This is a genomic window from Algibacter amylolyticus (assembly GCF_014202225.1).
GTDB classification, from domain to species: Bacteria; Bacteroidota; Bacteroidia; order Flavobacteriales; family Flavobacteriaceae; genus Algibacter_B; species Algibacter_B amylolyticus.
This window is the reverse complement of the sequence record NZ_JACHGE010000007.1, coordinates 25,900-38,559: the sequence shown is the minus strand read 5'-3', so window position 1 is coordinate 38,559 and position 12,660 is coordinate 25,900. Positions and strand designations below refer to the sequence as shown.

10 protein-coding genes are annotated in these 12,660 nt (G+C 32.5%); 3 read left to right on the top strand and 7 right to left on the bottom strand.

From position 1 onward, the window contains the following. The first annotated feature begins 10 nt into the window (after positions 1 to 10). Both HNQ90_RS12845 and HNQ90_RS12840 read left to right on the top strand, forming a co-directional pair. Positions 11 to 949 carry a PorP/SprF family type IX secretion system membrane protein gene (locus HNQ90_RS12845; protein ID WP_144117458.1) on the top strand — a complete coding sequence of 313 codons (939 nt, stop codon included), beginning with the start codon at positions 11 to 13 and terminating at the stop codon, positions 947 to 949. An 11-nt stretch (positions 950 to 960) separates the two neighbouring features. Further along, positions 961 to 3,099, top strand: a complete 2,139-nt coding sequence (locus HNQ90_RS12840; RefSeq protein ID WP_144117456.1) for an OmpA family protein — start codon at positions 961 to 963, stop codon at positions 3,097 to 3,099. A gap of 87 nt (positions 3,100 to 3,186) precedes the next feature. Here the strand turns inward: HNQ90_RS12840 and HNQ90_RS12835 are convergent, their stop codons facing one another. From HNQ90_RS12835 to HNQ90_RS12810, 6 genes are all read right to left on the bottom strand, one after another. Continuing rightward, entirely contained in the window at positions 3,187 to 4,593 is a 1,407-nt protein-coding gene (locus tag HNQ90_RS12835) for a hybrid sensor histidine kinase/response regulator (RefSeq protein WP_144117454.1), read from the bottom strand. 12 nt (positions 4,594 to 4,605) lie between these two features. Continuing rightward, positions 4,606 to 5,031 (bottom strand): response regulator, encoded by a 426-nt coding sequence (locus HNQ90_RS12830; RefSeq protein WP_206669654.1) that lies wholly within the window; start codon positions 5,029 to 5,031, stop codon positions 4,606 to 4,608. Further along, positions 5,012 to 6,727, bottom strand: coding sequence for a HAMP domain-containing sensor histidine kinase (locus HNQ90_RS12825; RefSeq protein ID WP_172625911.1), 1,716 nt, complete (start codon positions 6,725 to 6,727; stop codon positions 5,012 to 5,014). The genes HNQ90_RS12830 and HNQ90_RS12825 overlap by 20 nt, the downstream gene beginning before the upstream one ends. Positions 6,728 to 6,788: 61 nt before the next feature. Then, positions 6,789 to 7,253 carry a hypothetical protein gene (locus tag HNQ90_RS12820; RefSeq protein ID WP_144117450.1) on the bottom strand — a complete coding sequence of 155 codons (465 nt, stop codon included), beginning with the start codon at positions 7,251 to 7,253 and terminating at the stop codon, positions 6,789 to 6,791. A 28-nt stretch (positions 7,254 to 7,281) separates the two neighbouring features. After that, a complete protein-coding gene (locus tag HNQ90_RS12815) occupies positions 7,282 to 9,609 on the bottom strand; it encodes a TonB-dependent receptor plug domain-containing protein (protein WP_172625910.1) in 2,328 nt (775 codons plus the stop codon). An 8-nt stretch (positions 9,610 to 9,617) separates the two neighbouring features. Beyond that, positions 9,618 to 10,082 carry a YfiR/HmsC family protein gene (locus HNQ90_RS12810; RefSeq protein WP_172625909.1) on the bottom strand — a complete coding sequence of 155 codons (465 nt, stop codon included), beginning with the start codon at positions 10,080 to 10,082 and terminating at the stop codon, positions 9,618 to 9,620. 653 nt (positions 10,083 to 10,735) lie between these two features. Between HNQ90_RS12810 and HNQ90_RS12805 the strand changes: the two genes are divergently transcribed. Continuing rightward, positions 10,736 to 12,271 (top strand): YifB family Mg chelatase-like AAA ATPase, encoded by a 1,536-nt coding sequence (locus tag HNQ90_RS12805; protein ID WP_144117445.1) that lies wholly within the window; start codon positions 10,736 to 10,738, stop codon positions 12,269 to 12,271. A 174-nt stretch (positions 12,272 to 12,445) separates the two neighbouring features. Here the strand turns inward: HNQ90_RS12805 and HNQ90_RS17890 are convergent. After that, positions 12,446 to 12,660, bottom strand: a 215-nt coding sequence (locus HNQ90_RS17890) for a hypothetical protein (protein ID WP_221279838.1), incomplete at its 5' end; no start/stop codon positions are given.

Sequence of the window (12,660 nt, the reverse complement as noted above, 5' to 3'; positions counted from 1 at the left end):
CAATTCAAAAATGTCAAAATATATAAAATCTGTGCTGTTAGCTTTATTGTTCTGCAATGTAGTAGTGGCGCAACAAGACCCACAATTTACGCAGTATACTTACAATATGAGCGTTGTAAACCCTGCGTACTCCACAACCGATTTCGGTGTTGTTAATTTAGGTGCTAATTACCGTAAGCAATGGACAAACACCATTGGTAGTCCTAGAACGTTTTCATTTTTTGCACATACCCCTTTTAATGATAAAATTGAAATGGGATTAACATTTACAACCGATCAAATTGGGCAGGATGTTATCGAAATAAACGAAAAAAATATTAATGCAGACTTTGCATACGTTTTAAATATTAATACCAACAGTAAGTTGTCTTTAGGGTTAAAAGCCGGTTTTACTTTATATGATACTGCTTTTACTGGAACTTTAATAAATCCTAACGACCCAACATTTACTAATAATGTAAATGAGGTGTATCCAACCATTGGTGCAGGTGCTTATTATTTTACAGACTCCTATTATTTGGGGTTATCTGCTCCTAATTTTTTACGAACAACTCAACTTGATGATGCTGTTGTAGCTACAAAACTAGGAAAAGAGGAGGTGCACTTTTATATGATTGGTGGTTATGTATATCCTGTAAACGAAAATTTAAAATTAAAACCTTCATTTATGGCTAGAGCCGTAAAAGGAGCTCCAGTTAACTTTGATGTTTCTGTAAATGCCTTAATACACGATCGTTTAGAAGCTGGTCTTTCGTATAGATTGGACGATGCTGTTAGTGGTATTGTTGGGTTTAGAGTTACACCATCGTTTAAGGTGGCTTACTCTTATGATGCTACGGTTTCAGAGTTTTCTAATTATAACAACGGGTCGCACGAAATTGTATTATTGTTCGATGTGTCGTTATTCGGTTTAAAAGAAGGATATAAAAAATCACCAAGATTTTTCTAAAAATATTATTGATGAAAAAATTACTACCAATATTTGCATTCATACTTATGTTTTCTGGGTTTGCACAGGAAAAAGAAGCTTCGGTTAAACCCATTTTTAATAATGATTTACGACGTGCTAATGCCTATTTTGAGCGTGCGGATTATGCTAAAGCTATTCCGTTTTACGAAAAAGTAAATACAAAACAGCGTATTACTCAAGTGGTTGAAAATTTAGCAACATGTTATTATAATATTGGAGATCTTAAATCGTCTGCAAGACTTTACGGTTATTTAGTAAATAGTAAACGTGGTAATAAAACAGACCAGAATGTATTTAAGTACATTCAAGCGCTTAAAGCTTCTGGGAATTATAAAGATGCTAATAGTGTTAGTCGTGAATTTCTAGCAGAAAAAGGAGATGTTTCAGTTTTAAAAACTTTTGATGCTGAGGTTGTTAAGCAAGAAAATATTATGGCTATTGGTAATCGTTATAATCTTGAAAACTTAGCTATAAATACTGAGAATTCAGAATTTGGTATGTTGGCTTATCAAGATAATTTAGTGTATGCAGCTTCAAGAAAGGAAGTACATAAAAAGAATATTTTTAGTAAGTATTACGGTTGGAACAATCAGCCCTTTTTAGATATTTATAAGATTAATAAAGATAGTGTTTCAAAAGGAAATACTGCTTCAGAGTCTATCTCAGAGGCTATAAATACTAAACTTCACGAAGGTTCGGTTGCGTTTACGCAAGATCTTAAGACCATCTATTTTACTAGAAATAATTATACTAAAGGTAAAGAGATAAAAGACGATAAATCTGTAACTCATTTAAAAATTTATAAAGCCGAATTAATTGATAGTGTTTGGACCAACATTGAAGCCCTTCCATTTAATGGTGATGATTTTTCAGTAGAACATCCAGCATTAAGTCCGGATGGTACAAGATTGTATTTTGCCTCGGATATGCCTGGAACTTTAGGTGAGTTCGATTTGTTTTATGTCGATGTAAAAGGAGATGGTACTTACGGAGCTCCTGTTAATTTAGGTGCTGCCGTAAATACGGAACACCGCGAACAGTTTCCATTTATAGCAGATAATGGGGATTTATATTTCTCATCTAACGGGCAATTTGGTTTTGGAGGGTTAGATGTGTTTTGGGCGAAGAAATCCGGAACTAGTTTCCAAAAGCCAGACAATTTGGGGTTACCACTTAATTCTGGTTACGATGATTTTGCTTTTTATTTAGATAAAACCTTAAAATCTGGATTTGTATCATCTAATAGAATAAAAGGTAAAGGGAGTGACGATATTTATAGTTTTAACGAATCTAAACCTTTAATTATAGAAAATTGTAAGCAATACATAAATGGGATTATTACCGATAAAGAAACCGAGGCATGTATTGCAAATGCAAAGGTGACACTTACTTTAATTTCTGAAGATCCTAATACAGATTTAGCTACGTTTACAACCAAGGAAGATGGTGCTTTTAATACCAATGTTAATTGTGAAATAACAGTGCTGGTAAAAGCATCTGCTAATGGTTATCAAGATGCTGAGCGTAAAATAACAATAGGAGGAGAGCGATATTTAATGAATGATGCATCTTTAGCACTTGTGTCTTTAGCTTCAATTAACAAAAAAGAGCAGGAAAAGCAGCAAATAGCTTTCGAGAAAGAACGACAAAAAGAGCAGGAAAAACTAAAGCAAGAACAAGTAAAGCTTAAGAAGGATGCGGAAAATAAAAAGAAAGAATTTGATAATATTATAGCTTCGGAGCCTAATATACAAACCAAAAACAACAGGCTTGTTATTGTTACGGCAGATATAAATTTTGATTATAAACTTTGGTACATTCGAAAGGATGTTAAAAAAGTTTTGCAACCTGTGGTCGATTTACTTAAAAAGTATCCTAATATGCAAATTGAGATTGAATCGCATACCGATATTAGAGGAAATGAAGCTTATAACAAAGATTTATCTCAAAAACGAGCAACTTCAACTAAAGAATATTTAGTGTCTAAAGGCATAGAATCTTTCCGAATTACTGCCATCGGTTATGGTGAGTCTAAACCGTTACAAAAGTGCGTTACAGAAGATGCTTGTAGCGAAGAGGAGCATGAAATTAATAGAAGATCGGAATTTGTTATTAAGCAACTACAGTAGTTTTATGTTTCATTTAGTTTGTACTAAATGAAACATAAGTTATTTGCTTTAATAAATGTATTCTAGTAGATAAATTAAGGCTAACAGTTAGTTGTTTTTTGCTCTTATTGATAAACCGGCATCATTGCAGTTGTCATCAATAGTAACGTCTCCTTGAACGTCTTTTAATGGCAAGGAGAAAAAGAAGGTACTACCTTCACCTAGTTTGGAATTTACCCAAATAGTACCATCTAAAAGATTAACTAGTTTTTTTGCAATGGTAAGGCCTATACCTACGCCTTCGTGCGTTCTGTTAAATGAACCATTAACTTGTGTAAAACCATTAAAGATTAAATCTTGATGATTTTGGTCTATACCAATACCTTCATCTGCAACGAAAAAGATAATACGCATATCATCATCTTTTTTACAAATTTTAAACCCATAATCGATAGTGCCGGTTTCCGAAAACTTAATAGCATTTTTTAATAGGTTTGTTAAAATGTGTTTAAGTTTTAACTCGTCGGTATAAATGATTAATTTGCTATAATTTGTGGGAATGGATAGTTTGAAGTCTATGTGCTCTTTTCCTAAATTATTTCGATAATCTCTAATTGATTTATGAATGTCGTAAAATAAAATGTTTAAATCAACATCCTTCAGAATCAACTTTTCTTTACCAGATTCAATTTGCGACATCTTAAACAGATCATTAATAAGTTTTAATAGATGCTCTCCACTTATATTAATGATTTTTACATACTCCAGGATTTCTTCCATGGATGAGTCGCCTTCTATTAAATCTGAAAGTCCAATAATAGCATTAAGAGGCGTTCTTAACTCATGAGACATGGTGGCTAAAAACTCAGATTTTACTCGGTCGCTTTCTTCAGCTTTTTCCTTGGCATCCGTTAGTTCTAGAGTGCGCTCTTTAACTAAGTTTTCTAGGTTGTTTCTGTATTTTTCAAGTTCTTCGTTTTGAAGCGTAATTTCCTGTTGCTTTTCTAGAAGTAAGCCGTTTTTAGTATTTAGCTCTTGGGTACGTAACTTAACTTTTTGCTCTAAGGATGCGCTTAACTCACTTAGTTCGTCGTTTTTTATTTTAAGCTGGCTGTCTTGCTGGTAACTTTTAAGTGCCTGCTTTACAGTTAAAACAAGGTCGTTAGTATGCCAAGGCTTAGAAATATATCTATACAGGCTCGCATAGTTTATTGAATTTGCAACGCCTTCAATAGTGGCTTGCCCGGTTAGTAATATGTTTAATGCATGAGGTGATTTTTCATGAATTTTAGTTAAAAACTCGTCACCCTTCATAATTGGCATGGCATAATCTGCTATAACAACTTGAATTTCATAATTTAATTCTAATAAATTGTCGATAGCCTCTAGCGCTTCTATACCAGATTCTGCCGTTTCAATAATATAATTATTACCAAAAGCATTTTTTAGTTCAGTTTTTAAGCTATTTAAAACGATCTTTTCATCGTCTACACAAAATATTACTCCCGTTTTCATACGTCCTAGTTTTTAATTAGTTGCACTTCCAGAATCTATACAAGAAAACAATTCCGATTGAACCCACGGTTTTCTAATACATTTATATAAACTCGCTTCTTTCCTAGTTTTTTCAATGGATTTAGTATCTGCCTGCCCTGTTAGCATTATTTTTAAAGAATTAGGGTATTTGTTATGCACTTTAATTAAAAACTCGTCACCCTTAATACCTGGCATTAACCAATCGCTAATTATTATTAATCTAACAGTAAGGTCCATCATTATTTCATCAATAATCTCTAAGGCCTCATTAGCACTTTCGGCAGTTTCGTACAGAAATGAATTCCCATAATTTGCCTTTAATTGTGCTTTAATGCTGTTTAATATGATTTTTTCATCATCGACACATAAGATTACAGTTTTCTCCATAGCAATATTCTTATATTTTTGTTGAGTCATGTTTACGGTTCATTGTAGGCAGATAAACGCTAAAAGTGGTTTTACCCGGTTTACTTTCTACTTCAATTTTTCCGTTATGCTTTTCTATTATTCGTTTTGAAATGTCCAATCCAATTCCCGTTCCTTCTCCTGTTGGTTTGGTGCTGAAAAATGGTTCGAATATTCGGTTTATTTCATCTTTAGGAATACCTTTTCCGTTATCGGTAATGGAAACAACTACCCAATCTTTTTCAGTGTAAACTTTTATGTCTAGCTTACCACTTAATTCCATGGCATAAATGGCATTGTGAAGTATATTGGTCCATACTTGATTTAGCTCATCATAATAACAAAGGATTTTTGGTACTTTATCGTAACTTTTAGAGACTTCAATACCTTGTTTGATTTGATTGTTGTAAAGCGTTAAGATGTTTTCAATGCCTTCAGTTATATCTGCAAGCATTTGCTCATCATTATTATTAATTCGAGAAGAATTTTTAAGAGCAAAAACTACTTTTGATGCTCTTTCGGCTGCAAATTCAATATTTTCTGTACTGCGTTGTAAACCTGTAATTTTATACGCAACTTCTAGAATTTTTTCAGAATTTTCTGTTTTTAGAAGATCCAAATATTTTTCGACACCTTCAACAACCATCATGTCTACAAAAGTATCTGCAAAAGAGTAGGCATTTTTTATATTATGGTTTTCAAATATTTCTGCTATCTTTTTTTTGAAAACACGCTCCTCTTTCGAGGTTAACATATGTCTGTTTTTAAAGGAGTCTTCCATAAGGGCTAAAAATTCGACCCTAAGTTTCTCTGGCAATTCATTAATGAATATTGGATACTCATTTAATACAAAATTTAAGGTGTTTTTAATATTACCTATAGAAGAACGAATTGCGCCAAGTGGTGTGTTTATTTCGTGTGCAACACCAGCGATAACTTGACCAAGTGCAGCCAATTTTTCTGAATTAACAAGTTTTTGTTGCGTTTGTTTTAAGTTAGCTAATGTTTCTGTTAATTCGGTTGTTCGTTGTTTTAATGATTCTTCTCGTTCGTAAATTTGTAGAAGCATTTTATTATATTCATCTACTAACACGCCTATTTCATCATTGCCTTGTTTTTCAACACGCATTTGATAATTCCCTTTCTCCGAAATTTCTTTAGTGGCTTTTGTTAAATGTATTATAGGTTCCGATACTATTTTTTGTAACCAATAAGCAAGTAAGTAATTAGCAATAAGAAGCCCTACTAATAATAGGAGCATAGTGGTTACGTAATCTCTAATTTTTAATGATAACACTTCGGTAGAAACTCTTAAGTAAATAGAGCCTACTTTACTGTTTTCAATATAAATGGGTCTAAAAACGCTTAAAAAATTGGCGTCGAAATTCTCCCAAGAATCAGAACTATTGGTATTTGAAATTACGACTTTTTCTCCGTCTGCATAAAAATCTGCAAATATTTCATTGTCATTATTATAAACAATTCCAACATCTACAGATGGAATGTTTTTTAGTTTTTCTAATGTTTCTACAGCGTTTTCTGAAACATCGAAATCTAGGGAAACAGCACAATACTCTCCAATTAAATTAGCATTAATAATGGTGTTATTTTTCATGTCTTCTTTAAAATTAGCAATATTGCTAAAGATGACATACGTTAAACCTATTACAAGAGAAAATAAGGATACGAGTTGGATAACAAGTATCATTTTAAATTTTATGGATAGGTTTTTAAATAACATATATTATACTATGATAAATGAAATGCTGCTATTTAAAGGTCATTGTTACTATATAAACTTCATCTTCAAAAGGCATAGTAACTGTACCTACAATTGCTGAAGATGAGATCGATTTAATGTCGATTGATGAATATCCAATATCTCCAACTAATGGTATGGCATATATTAATGTTTCTCCAAAGGTAAGTACTGTTTCATCTGAATTTAATTCCCAAGTGGTTTCTAAAACAACGCTGTTATTAGCATCATTTACTACTAATGTACCATCTGAATTAAATGAAAAAGAATAGTCTTTGGTTTCATCGGTTTCAAATAAGGTGATATCTGTAATTTCTACTCCTGCGTAAACTATGCTAGGAGAAAGCATTTTACTTTTTATAACCCAAGTTTTAGAACTTAATATATCATTAGACGACGTCGATTCGTCCTCACTACATGAGATTAAGCTAAGAACTAAGCTGAAAATTGTAATTAAAAAGTATTTTCTTTTCATAATAAATTGGGGTTTAAATTATTTTAATTTAATATTTCCATTGTAAGCCTATTAATACAATAGAGCCTATGTTATCTGCAAAGCCATATTCGCGATGTTTTCCTAATAGGTTTTTTCCAGTAATATGTATTAAGGCGTGTTTATTTAATTGGTAAGTTGTTTTCGCATTTAAAACTAGGTTGGTTTTTATATCCACTTGCGATTTATCCTTTTCAAGATTTTCTAAATCGCTTATTTGATAGTAATTATAACTTGCAAATTCATGTTGAGAATAGATGTAACCATCTGTATTAAAGCTCCATTTACTATTTGGTTTATAGTTTAAAGTAAAACCTCCAAAAAATGATGGTGTAGCGTCTTCACTCCATTGTGTAGGGTTTGTGGTATTGCTTAATGTAGTTGTTAAAATATCTCCTTCAGGATTAAAACTAAATTCAATATCTGTTAATTGAACATCAATATCTTTCCTACCCGAAATGTTCGTTTTTTGATAATTACCAAAAGCTTTTGCTTTAAATTTATCGCTAAAGTCATAATCTAGCGTAAACCCTAAACCATATTGGCTAGCATTTAGGTTGTAGTTTTCAAATTTAACAGCACCATCTGCTCTTATTGATAATAACGTTCCTGGGGCTCCAGATTCGTCTAGTTCTTGTTCGCTGGTATAATTATGGTACGCATTAGGATTTACAAAGTTATCTACATTTGAGTAAAATATTTCCAAATCTAAACTTAAACTGTTTGTTATTTTAGTTCTCCATCCTATCTCGGTACTTGTTATAGTAGGGTATTTTAGGTCCTCTTTTCCGTTAATAGTTAGATGAACAGGTACGTTGATGGGATCTGTTACCCCTTCTACTGTTCGATCATAATTTATTAGAATATTGCCATTTAAATAGGTGTCAAAAAAGAAAGGTGATTTTGACGCTTTAGAGTGTACAGCACGTACTAAATTGTTTTTATTAATGCGATAGGTAGAAGCTATTTCGTAATTCATGAAATAGTGTTTGTTAAATCCAAATTTATCTACTCGAGCAGCACCAATAACCCTAAGTTTTGCACTAGGTTTCCATTCTGTAAGCATAAATGCTGAAAAAGAGGATGTTTCTCGTGCTTCATCTTTAAAATCGAAATTTAGATCATTAAAACTAAACCTTTCTTCATAGGTAAAAGGACTGTTGTACGATAAATGTTTATAGTTAATTCCTGGTCTAATACTTACCGTTTTAAATTCTTTAAAGTACTCTAAGTTACCTTCAATATTAGTGAATTTATAAGAATTAAATTGGTAATTGTTTTCGTCTTTACCAGAGTTAATATTAAACTGTCCGTTTAAATTATTGTGCTTTATTTTTGCATTTATGTAATAACTTTCTGATTCGGTTTGAGACAATGGTGTTGCTAAATTTAAAAAGCCTGTTCTTTGACTTTGCGACTTTTGAGCTCCCACTGCAATATCTATATTAGAATTTACACCATAATTATGTGTAAAAAAGATGTTTCCGCCAGCTCTTCTTAAGCTAAGATCTTCATCATAAAAAGCCTCTAATTCTTTTTGGTATTCATTAAAGGTCCAAGGTTCATTGGTGCCATGATCTTTTACAGGTGCCACAAACATGGTTAAGCTATCTACACCTACATAATCTTTTCTTATAAAATCATAGTACTTACTATCAAAACGATAGCGTTCAGAAAAATTACCAGAGAACGTTAGTTTTGTTTTGTCATCCCAATTATAGCCAATATTTAAACTTGCATTTTTAGCCTTATTTGTTCCCATTTGGGTGTTTACAGTAATATTTTTTCCTTTTTTATTGGCATGAGAGGTAATTATATTAATAACACCCGTAACCGCATTAGGGCCATATAAAGCAGATGCAGGACCTCTAACCACTTCAATTCTTTCAACATCATTTAAATCTACAGGTAAGGTTTCCCAAAATGTTCCACCACTAAAATAACTATATACAATTCGGTTATCAATCATAACCAATATGGTTGTATTATAAGACAATGTTAAATACACATTTTTTGTAATATCATCATACCCTCTAATATGAATATCATAGTTACCAGGGGTTATTTCTCTAACAATCAAACCTTGAGATAATCGAAGTGCCTCAGGAATACTAGCTACACCAGAATTACTTATTTCCTCCTTACTAATAATAGTTGTAGATAAGGGGGTTTCAAATAAATCTTCTGGGTGCTTAGAAGCGGTTACAACTACATCTATATCCAACAACTCCTCAAGAGTCATTTCATTATACACTTTGTCCTGTTGGGCAAAGGTTTTAAGGCATAACGTTGATGTTATGATGATAATGAACAAAAGTATTTTTTCCTTAAAATTCATAACTTGTTTCATTTAAAAATTTTTCCAATTCTCAATATATCTGAAGAGAATGATTGACCTTCCATATCTAACGATGTTAAATTCACCAATATCTTAGGTTTACTATTTTCAATTCCAAATCCGAGGGAAACTTCGCCTTCCTCTACAAATCGAGTTGTAGCGGTTACTGATAAAACTTTATTAGCTTTACATAGATCAGAAAAACCATGTATGCCTTCCATGAAATAAACTACTTGGAAACCAGAAATGTTTTTCTCTAATTCTTTTGGGGTAATGGCTTTTACAACCATAGAAGATCCTAGTCCTTTAATGAATTCGTCTTTATCCAGTAAAGTATTATTGTTATAAACAACTAAGATTTTAATTTTATTGTTTTGGGGTATTTGAGGGTTATATTTTAAAACTTTGGTTAATAGTGCCGCCTGAATATTTTCGGGTACAGCTATTTTTTGAGCATTAACAATGTTACCCACGCATAAAAAGATGCAGATAAATGCTAATTTCTTAGCAATGAAGATTATATTTTTGGGTAACTTTAAGTTAAACATTTAGTAGGTGTCTGTTCTAACTTTAGATTCTATAATTTGGGCAAATTAAAAGAATCTCTTGTTATGGCATCATGATTTTTATCAGGTTATTAAAATTTTAAATTGTACAAAAAAATGCGCCAAGTGTACTTCTACCAATAAATGATTGATTATTAAAGGAAATATAAAAGGACTTTTGAGTCTTTGTTTCACATTGTAAATTACGAGAGAAGAGCATCAAAAGCAAGCTTTTGTATAGAGTCATTTGGGGCTAATTTATTTTATGATTTCCTAAAATAAGTTTAAAATTAAAACATAAATTAAGTGAATCGTAAAATTTTACTGCTACAAAAATAAGTATTTTATCTAACATATTTACTTCTTGTCGATGTTTTTTACTCCAATATTTTGATGAATTAATGTTTTAGTTCATAAATAGGACTTTTTTAAACTATCAAGAAGCAGAATGTTTCTCTCGAAATAGTATCATATAAGCCATAAAAATTGAGTACTCGTTATAAAATGGTTGATATAGAAGGCGATGATTTAGTGTTAAAATTAAAATACATTTCTTACATTTAAGGGGTAAACTAAATTTTATGCTTAAAAAAGTTTTTGCTAGTGCTGTATTTGGTGTTGAAGCTTCAACCATAACTGTAGAGGTAAATGTAGATAAAGGTGTAGGGTATCATCTTGTAGGATTACCCGATAATGCTATAAAAGAAAGTAATTTCAGAATTGCGGCAGCCCTTCAAAATAACGGCTATAGAATTCCAGGTAAAAAAATTATAATTAATATGTCGCCTGCCGATTTACGAAAGGAGGGAAGTGCATACGATTTAACTTTAGCCATTGGTATTCTAGCATCTACAGATCAAATTAAAGCCGAAGATCTAGACAAATACCTTATTATGGGCGAATTGTCTTTAGATGGCGGTTTACAACCTATAAAAGGTGCTTTACCTATTGCTGTAAAAGCAAGGGAAGAAGGATTTAAAGGCTTTATTCTGCCGGCACAAAACGCCAAAGAAGCCGCTATTGTAGATAATCTTGAGGTTTATGGTGTAGAAAATATTAAGCAGGTTATTAATTTTTTTGATAAAGGCGAACCCTTAGAGCAAACCATAATAAATACTAGAGAAGAATTTGAAAAGAATCTAGATTTTCCTGAGTTTGATTTTTCCGATGTAAAAGGACAAGAAGGCATAAAACGTTGTATGGAAATTGCGGCTGCTGGTGGCCATAACATTATTTTAATTGGTCCTCCGGGTGCAGGTAAAACAATGTTAGCAAAACGTTTACCTAGCATTTTACCACCAATGACGTTGCATGAAGCTTTAGAAACCACTAAAATTCATTCGGTTGTAGGGCGTGTAAAAGATACAGGTTTAATGGCGCAACGCCCGTTTAGAAGCCCTCATCACACCATTAGCAACGTAGCGCTTGTTGGCGGCGGAAGTTATCCGCAACCCGGAGAAATTTCATTATCGCACAATGGTGTTTTGTTTTTAGATGAATTACCCGAATTTAAACGCGAGGTTTTAGAAGTGATGAGACAGCCATTAGAAGATAGAGAGGTTACTATTTCTAGAGCAAAATTTACGGTTACCTATCCTTCGTCTTTTATGTTGGTGGCCAGTATGAATCCGAGTCCGAGTGGTTTTTTTAACGATCCAGACGCCCCAATAACATCGTCTCCAGCGGAAATGCAACGTTATATGGGGAAAATTTCTGGCCCGTTGTTAGATAGAATTGATATTCATATTGAAGTAACCCCTGTACCGTTTGACAAGTTGAGTGACGACAGAAAAGGAGAAACGTCGGTAGATATTAGAAAACGAGTTACAAAAGCTAGAGAAGTACAAACTAAGCGCTTTGAAGATTCTGATAGCGTGCATTATAATGCACAAATGAACGTGAAGCAAATTAGAAAACATTGTGTTTTAGATGATGCCTCGAAACAACTATTAAAAACCGCCATGGAACGCTTAAATTTATCGGCTCGGGCGTACGATAGGATTTTGAAAGTATCTAGAACTATAGCCGATTTAGAAGGTGTTAATAATATTAATGGAGCGCATATAAGCGAAGCGATTCAATATCGTAGTTTAGATCGTGATGGTTGGTTGGGTTAAACATTCCTGCGGAGGCAGGAATCTCTATTATTATAACTATAACTTAATATGTCGGTTTCTCTGGCGTTTCGCTATCCACAATAAAAATACCTAAATAAATAAGTTATAATAAATTGGGAGGATATTGGATTGACGGCACAAGCAAGATGCTTGCGTTAGCGGAAGTAATTATAGCTAGCACTCGTTACAAACGAGTGCTAGCGAGTGGAGATTATTATTATTATTAGTAGTAGTATTATTAGTAGTATTAGTATTAGTATTAGTATTAGTATTATTATTATTATTATTATTAGTAGTAGTAGTAGTAGTAGTAGTAGTAGTAGTAGTAGTAGTAGTAGTAGTAGTAGTAGTAGTAGTAGTAGTAGTAGTAGTAGTAGTAGTAGTAGTAG